Genomic DNA, 18,868 nt, shown 5'->3' on the forward strand with positions numbered 1-18,868 from the left:
GTCACTTCAGGGAGCGTTGCGATACGTGCGCCGGATCCTCGGGCGCACGTGAGGAGGTGTCAGGACGGGCGCTCGCTCACGGAGGCGTAGCCGTCCGGGTGCTTCACGTGCCAATCCCATGCCGTAGAAATGATGTCCGACAACGTCGGAAACTGCGGGTCCCAGCCCAGCTCGTCGCGAATCCGCTGTGCATCGGCAATGAGTGTCGCGGGGTCCCCCGGGCGGCGGTCTCCCACCCGCGCCGGAATCTCTCGACCGGTCACCTCGCGCGCGGTTTCGATCACCTCACGCACGCTGTATCCATTTCCATTGCCGAGATTGTACACGCGGCTCTTGCCGTCCTTCAGAGCTCGGAGAGCGAGAATGTGAGCCTGCGCCAGGTCCCGAACGTGGATGTAATCACGGACGCACGTACCGTCGGGCGTGTCGTAGTCATCGCCAAAAATGACGATTTCATCGCGCTGACCGAGGGCGACCTCGAGCACGATCGGGATCAGATGCGTCTCCGGATCGTGATCCTCCCCATGATCCGGTCCTGCCGCGCCGGCCGCATTGAAGTAGCGGAGGGCGGCGAAGGTCATCCCCCGCGTCCGGTCGAGCCAGTGCAGGTAGCGCTCGAGGATACGCTTCGACTCTCCGTACGGACTGCCCGGGTCGATCGATGTCTCTTCTGTTATCGGCATCTCATCCGGCAAACCGAACAGGTTCGCCGTAGACGAGAGAATGAACCGATCGGCGTCGTGCTCGACGGCCGCACGCATGAGGTTAAGTCCGCACCGGATGTTGGTATCCAGATACAGGAACGGCTCCTCCATCGACTCCCCGACGAGCGTATGCGAGGCGAAGTGCATGATCGCATCGATGTCGTACGTTCGGAAGACGGAGTCCACCGCACCGGCGTCTGCAAGGTCGCCCACGACCAATGTCGCGTCTTGATGCACGGCCTTGCGGTGGCCCTGGGACAAGTTATCGAAGACGACAACGTCTTCGCCCTGCCGGATCAACTCACGAACGACGGTACTCCCGATATATCCGGCTCCACCGGTAACAAGGGTGCTCATACGAGAACTGAGTTGGGAATGGTCATAAAAAGCCTTTTCCGAACGAACGTTACAACGTGCACGATGCGTGGAGAAGGGTCAATGCCGACGGCCGAATTCACTTGAATGGCACAGCGAACATAAAAAAGCGGCGAGACACCGGCCCGAAGGCTGCGTCTCGCCGCAGTACTGCATCTTACGATCCAGCACGTGCCGGAGGCAAGGTTACTCCTGGTCTTTGCCGTTGTCCTTCGACAGGAACGGTTTCCGTGTCAGGCGGAGCTTGCCGTCGTCGCGAACCTCCAGAAGGTGCACTTTCACCTTGTCGCCCACCTTGAGGTGGTCTTCGACGTTCTCCACGTACTCATGCGAGATTTCCGAGACGTGCAGCAGTCCCGTCTTCTCGGGCATGATTTCGATGAAGGCGCCGAAGTCACGGATGGTCTTCACCGTGCCAACGTAGTCTTCGCCCTCTTCGGGTACAGCGACGATCTGCTTGATCCGCTCGATTGCGGCTTCCGCATCTTCCTGGTTCGTCGCGGCAATCGTCACGAGACCCACGCCGTCTTCTTCGTCGACGGTGACGTCTGTGTTGGTCTCTTTCTGAATGCTCTTCACGACCTTACCACCCGGCCCGATCACGGCGCCGATGTGTTCAGGATCGATCGTGAGCTTGGTCAGGCGCGGAGCGTACGGCGAGAGGTCCGTGCGGGCCTCGTCGAGCGTCGACTCCATGTGCTCCAGGATGTGCGCGTGTGCCTGGCGTGCTTTCTTCAGCGCCGTCAGCATCACGTCGCGGTCGAGACCAGCGATCTTGATGTCCATCTGGCAGGCGGTGATTCCGTCCCGCGTACCGGTGATCTTGAAGTCCATATCACCGAGATGGTCCTCCTGGCCGAGGATGTCGGTCAGGATAGCGGTCTTGTCGCCGCGCTTCACGAGGCCCATGGCGATACCGGCCACCGGCTTCTTGAGCGGCACACCGGCATCCATCAGCGCAAGGCTACCCGCGCAAACGCTCGCCATCGACGAGGAACCGTTCGACTCCGTGACCTCCGCATTCACGCGGATGGTGTACGGGAAGTCGTTCTGGTCCGGTATGACCGGGCTGAGCGCGCGCTCGGCCAGCATACCGTGTCCGATCTCGCGGCGTTTGGGTCCGCGGAGGAACCCGGCTTCACCAACGGAGAACGGCGGGAAGCGATAGTGCAGGAAGAAGCTCTTGTCGACGTCGGTGAAGACCTCATCGACCGGCTGGACGTCTTTCGACGTACCGAGCGTTACGGAGCCGAGCACCTGCGTCTCGCCACGCGTGAAGAGGGCCGAACCGTGAACCCGCGGAAGCAGGCCGGCTTCGGTGTTGAGCTCGCGGATATCGTCGTATCCACGACCGTCGATCCGGCGCTGATCGTCGAGGATCATCGTCCGCATCTCCTTCTTCTGGACCTTGCCGACGGCGTCACGAATGTCGCCGCGGGTGTAGCCTTCGGCCGTCTCCTTCTCGTCACCGAGCATGCTTTCGACGGCTTCGTCTTTGATCACATCCAGCCCACCGTAGAACGACTTCTTGTCGTACGGCTTGCGGATATGGTCGGCCACACGCTGTCCGAACTGCTCGCCGACTTTGTCGACCAACTCCTGCGGGACGACGTCTGGCTGCCATTCAAACGACTCCGGCTGGCCAAAGTCCTGCACGAGGGCGTTCTGGCCTTCGACGAGCTTCTTGATGGACGCGTGCGCGGTGTCGAGCGCGTCGATCATCGTCTCCTCGCTGATCTCGTGGGCTTCGCCCTCGACCATGACGAGCGAGTCCATCTTCCCTGCGACGAGCAGGTTGAGATCGGACGCTTTCGTTTCTTCGAGCGTCGGGTTGACGATCAACTCGCCATCGACGCGTCCGACGCGAACCTCCGCGATCGGTCCCTGAAACGGGGCCCCGGAAAGGGCGAGTGCCGCCGAGGATCCGACGCCGGCGAGAATGTCGGCATCGTATTCCTTGCCGGCAGAGATCACAAAGTTCACCAGGTGAACGTCGTGGTAGAAGCCGTCCGGGAAAAGCGGGCGGATCGCGCGGTCAACGAGACGCGCGGTGAGGGTTTCCTTGTCGGTCGGACGTCCCTCACGCTTGATGAAACCGCCCGGCACCTTACCACCGGCGGCAAATTTCTCACGGTAGTCGACCGTGAGCGGGAAAAAGTTAGATCCCTCGCGGACGCTATCGCTCAGAGTAGCCGTCGACAGCACCATCGTATCGCCCATGCGGACGACGACGCTACCATTCGCCTGGCGGGCAATCTTGCCCGTCTCGAGGCTCATCGACTTGCCCGGCGCGAACTGAATCTCACGGGTCGTTGCTTCTAAAGGCATGTTCGTCTGTTCTCGTTCTCAACAAAATATCGATCGATCGCGATTCACCGGCCTCTACTTGAAGGCCTCTCGCGAAAGGCGTCCCCTCACGTGCGAGGACGCAACAACAAGGGCACAACCCCGCTCTCGAGCTTCTGTGCTGTGACATCCACATCGGGGTGGGGCCTGTACCCGGCCTCGGTGCACTCGTGAACTGCGAACCGTCTCTGGCTCAGCAGCGCGTGCGCGAGGCCGTGGGCGTTCGAACTCGATCAAGAAGCGAACCAGGTGAAACCGACCCGTCTTACCTCATCCAAACGCCTGAAACAGCAAGCGGCCCCTTCCCGAAGGAAGACGCCGCAGGCCGTACACTTCTTACTTCCGAAGACCAAGCTCGGAGATAATCGAGCGGTATCGCTCGATATCCTCGGCCTGGAGGTAATTCAGAAGACGACGACGCTTACCGACGAGCTTCAGAAGCCCGTGACGCGTCGAAAAGTCCTTGGGGTGGTTCTTCAGGTGGTCCGTCAGCCGCTCAATGCGCTTGCTGAAGATGGCAATCTGCACCTCGGGGGTTCCGGTGTCGTCCGGGTTATTCCCGAACTCATTGACCAACTGCTGCTTCTCTTCCTTCGTAATCATACGCTAGGTGTACCTCTTTAGATGTTATCATGCTAAAGAAGAATCCGCGGCACCCCTCTATGAGGTGACTTGCGCGGGCGAGATGGGGCGTTTCACACCGCCGTTCTCCACGTAATACTGGCTTGTGGAACTAAACAACCGGATCGGGGAAATTCCCTGTCTCAATGACTTGTCTGCAATGTTCTTCATCCCTCGAAAGTTGCGTGGCGAGCTCATCCGCAGATTCGAATTTTTGCTCATTACGAAGTCTTCGCAAGAATTCAACGCGGATCGTCTCTCCGTAAAGATCTGCCTCGAAATCAAAAATGTGCACTTCTGCGGTGACGTCCATTCCATCAAACGTCGGCCGACGCCCGATATTCATCATGCCCGCGTGCGTCTCGCCGGCAGACGGTCGGTGCACGCGGACCGCGTAAACGCCGATCTTCGGAACGAGCTTCCTGGCGTCCGACACGTCGATATTCGCTGTAGGATACCCGATGGTCCGACCGCGCTTTGCTCCCTCCTCGACGGTCCCCCGCATGTCGTACGGGCGGCCGAGTAGCTCCGCTGCACTGGATACCTCGCCGCCTCGCAGCAACGACCGCACCCGACTCGACGATACGACGTCTGAGCCGATCTGTTGCGCGGGAATAACATCGACCTCGAAGTCATGCGTTTTCCCTAACTCGCGGAGCAGGTCGACATCGCCCTCCCGATTCCGACCGAAGGCATGATCATAGCCGACGGTGATCTCACACAGGCCGATTCGTTGCACGAGAATCTCTTCCACGTACTCGACCGGCGGGAGATGCGCGAATGCCTTCGTAAACGGCACGACGACGAAGCGATCCACGCCGAAATGCTCCAGAAGGTCACCCCGCTCTTCCACCGTACTCAGCAAATCCACCTCTCGGCCATGGACGACGGACCGCGGATGCGGGTCGAACGAGACGACGGTTGCCGTCCCGCCGCGCTCTTCCGCCCGCTGCTTCAGATAACTAATGATCGCCTGATGACCGCGATGCACGCCATCGAACGTGCCGACGGTTAAAACGGATGAATCGTCTCGGGAGATGTTGTCCCAGCCAATTTCACGCTTCATGCGCGCAGGGAGGTAGCCGTATGGACGTGGAGTAGTAGGGTTCGCGCTCTTGAGAGCGATACATCAGTGCCATGTAACGCCGCACAATCGGATGCTACATGCCGAATGCGTCTCGAAGCTGATCAAGGCTCCAGGCATCCTCAACCCGGTAATCACCGATTGCTGTACGCCTGAGTGCCGTCAAATGCGCGCCGACGCCAAGTTCGGCGCCGACATCCCGCGCCAGGCTCCGAACGTACGTGCCCTTCGAACAGTCGATCTTAAAATCAACCTCCGAGCCTCGGATATCGGTAATGCACGCGTCGTAAATGGTTACCGGACGCGGGGGACGTTCGACCTGCTCACCCCGACGGGCTTTCTTGTAAAGCTTTTCTCCACCTATCTTGACCGCGGAATACATTGGCGGGACCTGCTCAATCTCGCCAACGAACGCCTCAAGTGCATCGCGAATCTCCGCTTCGCTCAGATGCGACGTGTCGACGGACTCCGTCACCGCCGTCTCCGAATCGTGAGACGGGGTCGTCTCACCAAGCCGCATCGTTCCCGTATACGTCTTCCGCAGATACATGAACGCATCTTGGAGCCGCGTGGCCGGCCTTGCCACAAGCACGATCAAGAGCCCTGTGGCCAGCGGATCCAGCGTACCTGCATGCCCTACCTTTTTGAGGTCGGCGAGGCTGCGGACCTCGCGCACGATATCAAACGACGTGCTGTTCGCGGGTTTATCGATCGGTAGTACAGCACCAGCGGCTATGTCCTCCGGCAGATTCGGTGGGACAAAAACCAGATCGGGATCGATGGAACGATGAGCAGATGCCGGCGGCACAGAGTCGTGGCGAGACGTGAATAGACGAAATCAGGTGGTATCGTGGAAACCGAGTGCCGTCAGGCATCGGCATCGTCTTCCGGCGCAGGCGCGTCGACAGGCTCATCTCGCGCCTCCCGCCGCTCGCGCTCCTCGCGGATTCGATCGAACAAGTTATCCATCTTCTTCGCCTTCTGCAGCGACTCGTCGAGGAAAAACTCGATCTCCGGCATCGTGCGAAGCTGATGCCGAATCCGAGACGCAAGTTTCTCGCGGATCTCCGGAGTCAGTGCCTTCAGTTGTTTGAATGCAGCCTCACGTTTGGCGCTAGTATCCCCGAGCACGCTGGCATAGAGATAGGCGGTCGACAGATCGCCCGTGACGCGAGCATTCGTGATGGTAACCATCGGCTGCAGCTGGTCGGCATAGTCCCGCTGCAGTATGCGCGCCACTTCCCGCTGAACGAGTTCAGCGACGCGTTCGGTGCGAATACTCATAGGTATCTTGGATTCGGTGAAAGAGATCGAGAGAAGGCAGTCGGCCGGATCAGGGAGTACGGAAACGGGCGCGCTGCCCCAGAGAGCAACGCGCCCGTGTATCCGTGTACAACTGATCTACACTTCCAGCGTGCGCTTCTCTTCGACCACGACGTAGCTTTCAAGCTCGTCGCCGACTTTGATGTCGTTGAAGTTCTCGACAGAGATCCCGCACTCGAAGCCGCTCTTCACTTCCTTGACGTCTTCCTTGAAGCGCTTGAGCGATCCGATACGTCCTTCGTAGGTGACCACACCTTCGCGAACGACGCGAATCCTGTGGTTGCGTGAGATCGTGCCGTCCGTAACATACGAACCGCCGACGGTTCCCACGTTCGGCACCTTGAAGATGTCTCGGACTTCGGCGTGCCCCTTGATCTCTTCGCGCTCTTCGGGCGAGAGGAGACCTTCGAGAGCCGCATGTACATCCTCGATCGCGTCGTAAATGATCGAGTATGTCCGGATATCGACCTCTTCCTGCTCGGCCGCCTGTCGGGCGCCGCGTGTCGGTCGAACCTGAAAGCCGAGAATAACGGCATCGGAGGCACGTGCAAGCATGACGTCGGACTCCGTAATGGCACCCACACCGCTGTGGATGATGCGGACAGCCACTTCGTCGGTCTTCAGCTTGAGGAGCGCGTCCGATAGGGCCTCTACCGAGCCACCCACGTCCGCTTTGACGATGAGGTTGAGTTCGTGGAACTCGCCCTCCGCCATGCGACGGGAGATCTGGTCGAGCGAAACCTGACTCTTGCGGCGCAGCTCCTGCTCCCGGTGAATGCGCTGACGCTCATTCGCGATCTCACGCGCTTCGGACTCGTCTTCGAGAGCCACAAACTGGTCACCCACTTCGGGGGACCCGTCACAACCGAGAACCAAGACCGGAGTTGAAGGTCCGGCTTCGCTAACACGGTTGTCGCGCTCATCGAACATGGCACGAACCGATCCGCTGTAGATACCCGCGACAAACGGGTCACCAACTTCAAGTGTACCGCGCTGAACCAGCACCGTGATCACGTTTCCTCGCCCTTTCTCCAGGCGACTTTCGATGATGACACCCGACGCATCGCGGTCCGGGTTCGCCGTCACCTCCATGATCTCCGACTGCAGGATAATCTTGTCCAGCAGGTCGTCAATGCCTTCGCCGGTTTCAGCGGAGACTTTCGCAACCTGAACCGTACCGCCGTACTCCTCAACAAGGACGTTGTGCTCAGCAAGCTCCGCCATGACCTTCTGCGGATCCGCTTCGCGCTTATCCATCTTGTTGATAGCGACCACGATGGGTACATCCGCGGCCTGGGCGTGGTTGATGGCCTCGATCGTCTGCGGCATCACCGAGTCGTCGGCAGCCACAACGAGAACCACAATGTCCGTGGCCTTCGCACCACGGGCACGCATGGCGGTAAACGCCTCGTGACCCGGGGTATCGAGGAAGGTAATCGCCTCGTCTTCGTGATCGGGCAGTCGCACGCGGTGAGCACCAATATGCTGCGTGATGCCACCTTCCTCGCCTGCAACGACGTTCGCGCTACGAATATAATCAAGAAGCGACGTCTTACCGTGATCGACGTGACCCATGACGGTCACGACCGGTGCACGTGGCTCGAGGTCTTCCGGATCATCATCCTCAATGGCGATGGCCTGGTCACCGAACTCATCGATGAACTCGACCTCCAGCTCGTACTCGGCCGCGACGAACTCAATCGTCTCACGGTCGAGACGCTGGTTGATTGACACCATCATACCGGCATCGAAAAGCGTCGAGATCACATCACCGACAGGCTCACCCATCAGGTTTGCGAGCTCACCCGTCGTTACAAACTCGGTCAGGCGCAGAATGCCTTCCTGCTCCTTCTTCCGGCGACGACGCTCTTCCCGCTCTTCTTCGTGACGCTGACGACGGCGGCGACGGCGGCGCTGGCGGGCACGGCTGGCGCCCTGCTCCAACTCCTGCAGCGTCTCCTGAATCGTCTGCTCGACGTCTTCCTCGTCGACACCACGATTGCGGCTGCGCTTCTTCCGCTTCTTCTTTTTCTTCTTCTGACGCTTCTTATTGCGGTCCTTCCGACTCTGCTGTTTCTTCTTCGAGTCGCTGTCGTCTTTGGACTTCTTCTTCCGCTTCCGCTTGCGCTTACGGCTCTGGATTTGCGTGAGGTCGACTTTGCCGACCACCTGCGTACCAGAGAGACGATAACGGTCCGCCTTTAGGGTTTCGGACTTGTTCTCCGCCCCCTCCTTCGCTTCGACGGATTCCACGTCTTCAGCATCGGCATCTGCTATTTCCGCACGAGCCTCCGCCGCCGTATCGGTCGTTGGAGCCGCGTTCGGGTCAATCTCATCTTCTTCAGAGGCCGTTGCATCCGCGTCATCGCTCTCTGCAGACGCTTCTGCTTCTTCGGCTTCGGCTTCAGCGGCTTCAGCGGAAACGTCCTCGCTGGCTTCGGCCTGTCCGTCAGTATCGTCAGTCGCTGCCTCCGCCTCGACTTCTACCTCAGCCTCAACTTCTGCCTCAGCCTCGGGGTCATCTACCGATTCGTCCGCCTCGGCCTCGGCCGTTGCCTCCGGCTCAGCGGCTTCGACATCTGCAGTGGCTTCCGCCTCTGCATCCGACTCATCGACAGCATCCACGTCCGCTTCCGCTTCGACCGGCTGCTCCTCCGGGGCTTCAGCTTCCGCGACCGGTTCGTCCTCAGCTTCCGCGACCGGCTCGGCTTTCGCCTCTTCTTGCGGTTCTTTCGTCGCCTCCGCTTCAGGTTCGGATGCCGCATCAGCCGCGGCCGGTTCCTCTTCGGGCTGCGCGTCCACGGCTTCGTCGGCCGTCTCGGCGAGCGCCTCAGATTCAACATCTTCCTCAGCAGCAGGTGCTTCGTCTACTTCCTCCGCCGCACTCGCCTCCGCCGTCGTATCGGCCTCAGCTTCCGCTTCGGGCTCAGAAGACGCCTCGGACTCAGCAGCCGCCTCGGCAACTACTTCCTCTTCGGCCTCCTCGGACGCCTCAGCAACATCCGTTGCTTCGTCCGATTCGTCGCCATCGAGCGTAGCCACCTCGTCGCGCGCCACCTCGTCTTCGTCCGACGCTTTGTCCTCTCGGAGCTCACGCACACGTTCGGCGGCCTCGGCGTCATCGGCATATTCCTGCCTCAGCACAAGGTACGCCTCTTCGTCGACGATAGACGCATTGAACCCATTCCCCGACAGCGCGTCGCTGAACCCCTCTTCCTCGAGGAACTCGACCACGCGATCGGTCGAGACGTTCAGCTCTCGCGCTACCTTGAATAGCTTCTTCTTCTTAAACTTTTTCTGTTCAGTCGTCGCCATGTAGTCGTTTTCTGTTGCTCAACAAGCCTGCGGGACGCAATGGGAGCGATCCCAGGTCGGTCGGCGCGGGCTTACTCCTTTGCTTCAGGCTCTTCTTCGACAGCACCCGCAACGGTTTCGTCCGGGGTGTCAGTCAAAGAATCCTCCTCCGCATCCATCTTCGGTGCGGCTCCCGCTTCTTCTGCTTCGTCGTCGGATACTTCGTCGTCGGCTAGATCGGGGGATTGGGGGTCTTTTGAGTCAGTAGGGTCGATCTCGTCTGTTGGTGGTACCGATTCGTCGCTGAGGGTTTCCGGATCGGGGCCTGGCGCAGTGGCCGTAGGCTCCGGCTCATCCGTTTCCTCTGCAATCGCTTCCTCCGAGACGGCGTCCGCCTCGGGGGACTCGGCACTCATTTCTGTTCGTTCTTCTGGGACGGCGGCGTCCTCCGCTGCTTCGGGCCCGTCCGGGCCGAAGTCAGCAACGGGGCCACCGACGTCTTCTGCCGGGGCATCCTCCTCCGTCGGCATGTCTGCTGCAAGTTCTTCTGCTGCGAAGTCCTCTGGGGGGCGATCGGCTGGGCCACCGGACGACTCTTCTGCCGCGGACTCCGGTGCGTCAACCAGGTCTTCCTCGCTGCGCGGCTCTCGCTCGTCCGATCCGATATCCTCGTCCTCGAGGCTCTCGATCGTGAAATCGCCACGCTCGATCGTCTCGACAATGCCCGGCCCTTTCTCGAACTCGGCGCTAATGATGTCGAGAACGCGCTGGGCCGTATCACGGTCCAGATCCGCACGGCGCCCGAGGGCATCAGCGGAAAGCTCAAGCACCGCTTTTCCGGTGTCGCAGCCAATATGTTTAAGCTTCTCGATCGTCTCTTGTTCGAGCTCGTCGCCGAACTCTTCGATGTCGATGTCCTCCTCATCGGAGGGGATTTCGCGGTAGACATCGATTTCGTAACCGGTGAGCTGAGACGCCAGCTTGATGTTCACTCCGCGACGTCCAATGGCCTGGCTGACCTCGTCAGCCGCGACCTCAACTCGAGCACGAGGAGGATCAGCATCGTCGTTCAGCTTCACGCTGACCGGATTCGCCGGCGAGAGCGCCCGTGCCACCATCTGGCTCGGATTCTCCGACCACTCCATGACGTCGATATTCTCGTTGGACAGCTCCCGCACCACAGCGTGGATCCGGACGCCCTTGACGCCAACGCAGGCACCGACGGGGTCTACACGCTCATCGTGGCTTACGACAGCCACTTTGGCGCGGTCGCCAGGGATGCGAGCAATCTTTTTAATCTCGACAATACCGTCGTAAACTTCTGGCACCTCGATCTCGAAGAGGCGCTCCATGAACACCGGTGAGGTTCGGCTTACGACAACCTGCGGGTCGGAGCCCGCGTCACGACGCACCTCTTTCACGACCGTACGAAGCATATTCCCCTTGCGATAGTGATCGCCGGGGATCTGCTCGTTGCGCGGAAGAACGACTTCCACACCGTCGTGCATGAGGAGCGCCTCGTGGCGGCGAACCTGGTAAATCTCGCCGACGATAATTTCGCCGATGAGATCGGAGTACTCGTCGTAAATCTTCTCCTTCTCAATGTCGCGAATGCGCTGCCGGAACGTCTGCCGGGCCGTTAGCACGGCGCGACGCCCGAAATCACTAATATCAAGCTCGCTTGCAACCTCGTCGCCCTCCTCAAAGTCCTCATCAAGTTGCTTCGCATGCCGCTCCTCGATTTGCGTAACGGGATCGACGAGGTTATAGTCCTCCACGATTTCCTGGATGTGGAGGATCTGGATGTCGCCCTGATTCGGGTTAAAGATGATCTCAAACGCCTCATCGGACCCATACCGCTTATCAATCATCGCACGAATCACGTCTTCGACGATGATCTGGAGGGTTTCGCGGTCGATGTCCTTCGCACGGGCAATTTCCCCGAACGAAGAAACGAGGTCTGCACTTCGCATAATGGGTGTCGTCGATTCGAGTGTTGGTGTCGGACGCGCGGCAGCGCCCGTCGGTACAGGATGGGATCGGCCTTACCAGGGTAGCTCGATCCGAGCCTGATTGATCGCGTCATACGGTACGCGTCGCCGTTCGCCGTCGGGCATCTCCAACTCAATGCCGTCATCATCAGCTTCTGCAAGGTCAGCGACGACGTTCTGTTCGTCGTTCTCCTCTTCCAATTGATATCGTACGCGCAACGTGCGACCAACGTTCTTTACAAATTGCTGCGGCATCGTGATCGGTCGCTTGATACCGGGGGTGGACACCTCCAGCTTGTAGCTCCCGTCCACCACATCTTCTACATCCAGCAAAAAACCGAGTTCGCGGCTCACGACGGCAAGATCATCCAGCCCGAGGTCGGTGGTGGCGTCCACATACACCTCGACAACGCGTGTGCCCTTGTGACCACGCACCTCAACGTCAACGAGGAAGTAACCGGTTCCGGCAATGACTTCCTCCGCGAGCTGTCGAATCTGCTCGGTCAGACTAAGTTTTTCGGTTGCTGGCATGGAGAAAACCGTTGTATTCTGCAAAAAACGCTCGACCCCAACACGTGGGGCGAGCGTCTCACGATATCATCGCGAACGGCCGCAATCATTCCTGGGTGGCGACCGTCGCGCGGATGATCAGCAGGTATCTGACCCGTGGCCAGCGTCCTGCTTGCCCGTTTGGAATGTCGAAACGCACCCCCTGGGTGGATGTTTCTCTAACGGCCGTCCCTAACGGTTCTCGTGTACGAAGATTGGACGGAGGGAAAGGCTCTTCGATCGCCCGGTGTACCCGAACAGTCGTTTATCCCAGACGAGCGGGGCGCTACCCCCTTCTCGCGGTTCGTGTGAATAAAAGATCACCCTCGGACAGCTACATCTCTGCCCACCTTTTGATCGCGAAATCTACACAAATGTGGGGCGACGTTCTGCGTCCGAGGGCTCCGGATAATCGAGAATATAGTGCAGGCCACGACTCTCCCGCCGCTGCTTCGCGCACTCGATGATGAGGTAGCTCACGGTAATCATGTTGCGTAGTTCACAGAGCGGACGCGACACGCGCGACTCCTGATAGAATTGCTCCGTCTCCTCGTGTAAAAGGCGCGTCCGCCGATGCGCGCGGTCAAGCCGAAGCTCGCTTCTCACGATGCCAACGTAGTTGCTCATCACGCGCTGGAGCTCATCCCGGTTGTGGGTAATGAGAACATGTTCGTCCGGTGGACGCGTACCGCTGGCATCCCACTCCGGCACGCCATCCGCTGGCTGGTGATCATTAGCGTACTCCACCGACGGAGCAACGGCCCGTTCACTGAACACGAGCCCCTCCAGCAGCGAATTGCTAGCCAGACGGTTGGCCCCGTGAAGTCCCGTGCATGCCACCTCGCCGCTCGCAAAAAGACCGTTGATGCTGGTGCGCCCCACGTGATCGGTCTGAACGCCGCCACACTGATAATGTGCAGCCGGGACAACCGGGATCGGATCGGACGTCATGTCGATACCGAACGACGCACACGTCTTATAGATGTGCGGAAAGTGCTCCTGAATCTCAGATGCCGGTCGATGCGAAATATCCAGAAGCACGTATTCATCGCCGCGCTGCTTCATTTGATCGTCGATGGCCCGAGCGACGATGTCCCGGGGCGCCAGTTCGGCTCGTTCGTCGTACTCAAGCATGAACCGTTGGCCCGCCTGATTGAAGAGACGGCCTCCCTCGCCGCGTACCGCTTCGGAAATCAGAAAACTATCGGCGTCCGGATGGTACAGTGAGGTGGGATGGAACTGTACGAACTCCATGTTCGACACCCTCGCCTTCGCACGGGACGCCATCGCCACGCCGTCCCCGGTTGCGACGTCCGGATTGGTGGTATGGCGGTAGACCTGACCGGAGCCGCCCGCCGCCAGCATCGTGACGTTGGCGAGAATGGTTTTCACCGTATCAGCCGCCTCGTCGTAAACGTAGGCACCAAAGCAATGCACATCGGGACGGAGCCGCGTGACGTGCTGCCCGAGGTGGTGCTCCGTGATCAGATCGACGGCGAAATGATGCTCCATCACGTCGATGTTGCGATGGCTCATGACGTGATCGAGTAGTGCATGCTCGACCTCATACCCCGTCGTGTCGGCCGCGTGAACGATACGGTTCGCGGAGTGGCCTCCCTCCCTCCCGAGATGCAATTCCCCGTTTCCGTTGGCCGTCGTGAACGAGGCGCCGAGTTCGATCAACGCTCGCACACGTTCCGGACCCTCCGTCACGACAAACTCGACCACGTCTGGATCGCACAGCCCCGCGCCCGCAATGAGCGTATCCTCGATATGACTCTCCGGGGTGTCCTCCTCGTCCATCACGGCGGCAATCCCGCCCTGTGCGTACGTGGTGTTCGCTTCGTGCACCACGTCTTTCGTCACGAGCGCCACCGAGCCGTGCTCTGCAACGCGACGGGCATAACTCAGACCGGCGACGCCGGTGCCAATGACAAGAAAGTCGTAGACGTCCATGTTCTAAACGCGAAGTGCGGAAATCGAAATTCGAAGTGATTGACTCGCTGTGTGTTAAAGCGTTGTACGTTGACACGTTGCCGTGCAGGCCGCATTGACGCAGGTAGTCACCACCTCGGAATGCTTCCCACATCCACACTTCAACACATTCACAACCTGTTTGGCGGATGAATCTCGAAACGCAAGGACAGTTGCCCATGCCGATGATAAGGCCTGACGGTGACCTTCTCGCGATTACACAGTAGACACGGTGCGTGAGATCAACCGACCCCAGTAATGCGTGCATAGCGAGGACCGACCAGCGGGAGGTCCGTACCCTTGGATCGCCGAAGGCTGTCCGCCAAACAGGTTCTCACACCTTCACAATGCCGTTTACACCGGTGATGTATCACGGTCTTTCTTTCCGGCTGTGAGATAAGCCTGGATGAACGGCTCAAGGTCTCCGTCGAGCACGCCCTCCGCATCGGTGATCTTTGTCTCCGTTCGGTGGTCGTTGACCATCGTGTACGGGTGCAGGACGTACGAGCGAATCTGGCTTCCCCACTCGATGCTTTTCTTCTGGCTCTCCATCTTCTCCTTCTCGCGCTCCTGAATCTCCCGCTCCTTCTGGTAGATCCGGCTTTTCAGCATCGTCTCCGCGCGGTTACGGTTCTGAAGCTGACTCCGCTCCTCGGTACACTCGGCCGTGACGGTGACTTCCTCCCCGTTCGAAAGCTCTCCATCCCAGATCAGACGGACACCCGTTGCCACCTTGTTAACGTTCTGGCCTCCTTTTCCGCCCGACCGAAACGTCTGAAACTCCATCTCACCACTGCTTAGATCGACCTCGATCGTATCGTCGATCTCCGGATAAGCGAATACGCTGGCAAATGACGTGTGACGACGGCTCTCTGAATCGAACGGCGAGATTCGAACGAGGCGGTGAACACCGGATTCGCCCTTGAGGTAGCCGTAGGCGTAATCGCCTTCGATGGAGAGCGACGCGCTTTTGATGCCCGCCCCTTCGCCCTGCTGGTACTCGAGCATCGTGACCTTGTAGCCCTCTTTTTCCGCCCAGCGCATGTACATACGCAGGAGCATCTCGGCCCAATCCTGACTCTCCGTTCCGCCGGCGCCCGGGTTGACCGTGAGGATCGCGTCCCGCACGTCATCTGGGTCGTCGAGCAGGCTCTTCATCTCCATCTGCTCAAGAGTCGCTTCCAGGGACTCCGCCTCAGCGATGATTTCGTCGCTGAGGTTCTCTCCTTCCTCCGAGGCGAGCAGTTGCAGCGTTTCGATGTCTTCCGCCTGCTCCTTCAGGTCTTCCCACGCTTGAACCCAGCGCTTCTCCCGTGCAATACGTTTTTCGACCTCCTGGGCGTGTTCGGGGTTGTCCCAGAAGCCCGGCTCGACGCGCTCGTGGTTGAGCTCTTCGATCGTATCGCGGCGCCCATCAATGTCCAGGTAGCCGCGCAGATCGTCCACGCGCTGGAGGAGTTGCTCGATGTCGGAATCAGAATACTTCTTCATTCGGTTGCCGCGTCGCGGCGTGGTTCTGCGAAAAGAGACGCATACAGGGAACGGGGTGGACTCAGGCGCTGGCGGGGTGCCGTCGCTCAGGCGCTGATTCAATCCCAAACAACCCCCGCAACTGGCCTCCGACAGCGCCTCCCGCAAACCCGAGTAGCGCACCAAATAGGAGCGTAAGCGCAACGACGGCTGCACCGGGGGTGTTTCCGCCAATCAACCCACCGAGAACGTCCAGTAGAATGGGTGTAGATCCGGGTGCGACGCTGTACGACCACGCCAGAATGCCAGCCCAGGGCAACAGGACGGTCAGGAGTCCAGCCAGCCAGCCCCGACCTGCCGACAACACGCCGACGAGAACCGCCGGCACCAGCGTCCACTCCCACCCAAGGGCGAGATGAAGAACTGCGCTCAAAGCCGCGGCGAGGGCAACGTTTCGAGTTAGCTGCATGAGGCGCAGGGTCGTGTCGGTTCGGAATGCGAGAAACGGTACGGCCACCGAGCGAGGCCAGCCTCGGATGCGTTAGAGCGACTTGACGAAGCGCTCCATGCGTTCCAGAGCTTCCTCGATTTGCTCGAGCGAGGTCGCGTAGGAGCAGCGGACATATCCTGCACCGCTGGGGCCAAAGGCGTCCCCCGGGACACAGGCAACGCCCTGCTCATGCAGGAGGTTTTCCGCAAACTCCTCCGAAGACAGGCCAGTCGACGTGATGTCGGGGAAGGCGTAGAACGCGCCTTTCGGCTCAAACGTCGGTAGACCGATCGTATTCAATCCATCAACGATCGTGCGGCGACGCTCATCATAGGACTGACGCATCATCTCCACGTCGTCCTGGCACTCTTTCATGGCGGCGACGGCTCCCACCTGCCCGACGGTCGGGGCGCTCATCACCATGTACTGGTGCGCTTTGTACATGCCGCGGAGAATGGGCTCCGGCGCGCACGCATATCCAATGCGCCATCCCGTCATAGCGAAGTTCTTCGAGAAGCCGCCGAGGAGGATCGTGCGATCGCGCAGTCCCTGGATGGACGGGACAGAGACATGGCCTTTCTCCTTGATGTCGCCATAGATCAGCCGATCGTAAATCTCGTCGCTGATGACGATCAGATCGTGCTCGATCACGAACTCAGCGATTTCCTCAAGCATGTCGCGCTCGAGAACGGCCCCCGTCGGGTTGTTCGGGTACCCGAGGAAAACGGCCTTCGTGTTCTCCGTCACCCTCTTCTCCAGATCCGCGGCCGTCACCTGAAAGTTCGTCTCGACGCGCGTCGGCACGTCCACGACCTTGCCCCCGGCGAAGCGAGCGGTTGGGCCATAGGACACGAAGCAGGGCTCCGGAATCAGGATCTCATCGCCTGGATCGAGAATTGCCAGCATCGCGAGTTGCATGGCCTCGCTGCACCCGACCGTGACGAGCACTTCGGAGTCAACGTCATACTGCAGGCCGTAGAGACGATTGAGATCACCAACGATCAGTTCGCGGAGCTCCTTGAGGCCGGCGTTTGACGTGTAGCTCGTCTGCCCCTCCTCCAGCGAACGAATGCCGGCATCGATGACCGGCTTCGGGGACACGAAGTCCGGCTCGCCGATCCCGAGCGAGATCACGTCGTCCATCGTCGCGGCAATCTCAAAGAACCGGCGGATGCCGCTCGGCGGGGTCGTACGCATCCGCTCGGACAGGTACGTCGAAAGATCGGCGGTCGTGGAAGGTGACATATCAGTCGCAACGGCGTGAGAACAGGTGATGGAAGGCAATGCAGCGAGGCGTCTACTGAGTCGGTATAATGTGCACGCGAGAAGATTGAATGTCGACCGCACGCCACGCGATCCACTAGTTTCGCGGGAAATTGGGATTCGTGACGCACGATACTTTCTTCGAACTATGGAACCATGATTGCCGCAACCACTGAAAGCGGCCTAATATTATTTGCTATTACTACCACAACACGATGATGGAAAGAGTAAAGACAACTGTCATCACGATCTGCGCCATTATGATAACCCTTGTCTGCCTTCTTCTTCTATGGCGTTTGGGTACAGAATGGCTCGAAGACTTCCGGCGCGCCAACCAGCCAGAAATCGAGTCCAGGGAAGTGTTGGATCGTCGTCCAGATGGTGAACGACGCAGATTTGTTGTGAGCGAACAACTCCCCATTCTTGTCGACAGCAGTCGGAGCAAGTACATCGTTGAGATCGCTCCGAAGACCCTTCGTACGGCTGAGGGTGCATATTACAACGGTTCGAAACGACAGCGAACGTTTTCCAAGATGATTGTTTACCCTGATTATCCGGAGAGCGCTGCCGATATTATTCTATTCGAAAACGATGCGCCCATCGTGAATCTCGTGGCATTCGATGCCTCCACGCAGACGGCAACGCCAGTCTTTGAAGAACGCGTCTTCATTTCGAGATATATAGCTATGAAACGGCCGCCAGATGGCGTCGTGTTGTACGCCGCCGCGATTTTCGAGGACACCAACGAGTCCGGTACCCTCGGCCCTGAGGACCTCACAACGATTTACGAGATCGATCCGGTATCAGCGGAGAAAACCGTCTTAGCAGATTCTCTCGTCCGATTTTCTCGCTTTCACGTGACGCGCGACACATCAAATATTTTTCTTGCGACGATCGCACGACCAGACGTCGACATTATCGATGGCGTTCAGCGAAGACTTCGCGTGCTGGACCGGTCGACGCGAGAGGTTTATCCCGTACTTTCTTCCGATAAAACGAAAGATCTTCAGAATCTCCTGGATGCGATCGACAGCAACGGTGAATTAGATCTAGACGAATAGCGGGAGAAGGCTCCCTACGCTATCGAAACCGATTCATCGATTGCTCCGAAGTTTTGGAAAGGTCCTACGATTGGCGGATAGAGAATTCAGGATTGTGGATCGGACCGCTAACAAGACATCTCGGTCTCACTCCAAGATGCCCTGCGCTCGAAATGCAGCGTTCGACTTGTCGCTACTGGCGTGAACTATAAACGGAAACAGTGGACCGGTCTCCGTCACGACAACATGCCCATCCTGAATCCCCAATCCATAATCCGTAATCCTAACCCCCAATCCCAGGAACCCAATCCGATTCACAACCCACAACCCACCATCGACGAACG

Annotated in this window: 14 protein-coding genes; 1 reads left to right on the top strand and 13 read right to left on the bottom strand. The window is 59.2% G+C overall.

The window, feature by feature from the left end; genetic code table 11:
- Positions 1-59: 59 nt before the first annotated feature.
- The 13 genes from galE to CRI94_RS02120 all read right to left on the bottom strand — a co-directional run bounded on the left by galE (position 60) and on the right by CRI94_RS02120 (position 17,466).
- Positions 60-1,061, bottom strand: coding sequence for a UDP-glucose 4-epimerase GalE (galE, locus tag CRI94_RS02060; protein WP_098073991.1), 1,002 nt, complete (start codon positions 1,059-1,061; stop codon positions 60-62).
- Positions 1,062-1,265: 204 nt separating this feature from the next.
- The gene (pnp, locus tag CRI94_RS02065) at positions 1,266-3,407 is read right to left on the bottom strand and encodes a polyribonucleotide nucleotidyltransferase (protein WP_098073992.1); all 2,142 of its coding nucleotides are present in this window, start codon (positions 3,405-3,407) and stop codon (positions 1,266-1,268) included.
- 354 nt (positions 3,408-3,761) lie between these two features.
- On the bottom strand, positions 3,762-4,028 hold the full coding sequence (gene rpsO, locus CRI94_RS02070) for a 30S ribosomal protein S15 (RefSeq protein WP_098073993.1): 267 nt from the start codon (positions 4,026-4,028) through the stop codon (positions 3,762-3,764).
- A gap of 130 nt (positions 4,029-4,158) precedes the next feature.
- Positions 4,159-5,112 carry a bifunctional riboflavin kinase/FAD synthetase gene (locus tag CRI94_RS02075; protein ID WP_098073994.1) on the bottom strand — a complete coding sequence of 318 codons (954 nt, stop codon included), beginning with the start codon at positions 5,110-5,112 and terminating at the stop codon, positions 4,159-4,161.
- Between the two features lie 94 nt (positions 5,113-5,206).
- Positions 5,207-5,938 (bottom strand): tRNA pseudouridine(55) synthase TruB, encoded by a 732-nt coding sequence (gene truB, locus CRI94_RS02080; RefSeq protein WP_245846038.1) that lies wholly within the window; start codon positions 5,936-5,938, stop codon positions 5,207-5,209.
- 59 nt (positions 5,939-5,997) lie between these two features.
- Positions 5,998-6,414 carry a 30S ribosome-binding factor RbfA gene (gene rbfA, locus CRI94_RS02085; protein WP_098073995.1) on the bottom strand — a complete coding sequence of 139 codons (417 nt, stop codon included), beginning with the start codon at positions 6,412-6,414 and terminating at the stop codon, positions 5,998-6,000.
- 117 nt (positions 6,415-6,531) lie between these two features.
- The gene (infB, locus tag CRI94_RS02090; protein ID WP_098073996.1) at positions 6,532-9,768 is read right to left on the bottom strand and encodes a translation initiation factor IF-2; all 3,237 of its coding nucleotides are present in this window, start codon (positions 9,766-9,768) and stop codon (positions 6,532-6,534) included.
- Between the two features lie 71 nt (positions 9,769-9,839).
- Complete coding sequence (gene nusA, locus CRI94_RS02095; protein WP_098073997.1) at positions 9,840-11,720, bottom strand: transcription termination factor NusA; 1,881 nt, start codon at positions 11,718-11,720, stop codon at positions 9,840-9,842.
- A 72-nt stretch (positions 11,721-11,792) separates the two neighbouring features.
- Positions 11,793-12,269, bottom strand: coding sequence for a ribosome maturation factor RimP (locus CRI94_RS02100; protein WP_098073998.1), 477 nt, complete (start codon positions 12,267-12,269; stop codon positions 11,793-11,795).
- 384 nt (positions 12,270-12,653) lie between these two features.
- The gene (gene nadB / locus CRI94_RS02105) at positions 12,654-14,243 is read right to left on the bottom strand and encodes an L-aspartate oxidase (protein WP_098073999.1); all 1,590 of its coding nucleotides are present in this window, start codon (positions 14,241-14,243) and stop codon (positions 12,654-12,656) included.
- A 372-nt stretch (positions 14,244-14,615) separates the two neighbouring features.
- Positions 14,616-15,752, bottom strand: coding sequence for a peptide chain release factor 2 (gene prfB / locus CRI94_RS02110; protein ID WP_098074000.1), 1,137 nt, complete (start codon positions 15,750-15,752; stop codon positions 14,616-14,618).
- 61 nt (positions 15,753-15,813) lie between these two features.
- Positions 15,814-16,200 carry a hypothetical protein gene (locus CRI94_RS02115; protein WP_098074001.1) on the bottom strand — a complete coding sequence of 129 codons (387 nt, stop codon included), beginning with the start codon at positions 16,198-16,200 and terminating at the stop codon, positions 15,814-15,816.
- Between the two features lie 72 nt (positions 16,201-16,272).
- The gene (locus CRI94_RS02120; protein WP_098074002.1) at positions 16,273-17,466 is read right to left on the bottom strand and encodes a pyridoxal phosphate-dependent aminotransferase; all 1,194 of its coding nucleotides are present in this window, start codon (positions 17,464-17,466) and stop codon (positions 16,273-16,275) included.
- Between the two features lie 278 nt (positions 17,467-17,744).
- On the opposite strand from CRI94_RS02120, the gene CRI94_RS02125 reads away from it, so the two are divergent.
- Positions 17,745-18,545 (top strand): hypothetical protein, encoded by an 801-nt coding sequence (locus CRI94_RS02125; RefSeq protein ID WP_143815267.1) that lies wholly within the window; start codon positions 17,745-17,747, stop codon positions 18,543-18,545.
- Positions 18,546-18,868 lie beyond the last annotated feature (323 nt).

It is taken from the genome of Longibacter salinarum, assembly GCF_002554795.1.
Taxonomy (GTDB): domain Bacteria; phylum Bacteroidota; class Rhodothermia; order Rhodothermales; family Salinibacteraceae; genus Longibacter; species Longibacter salinarum.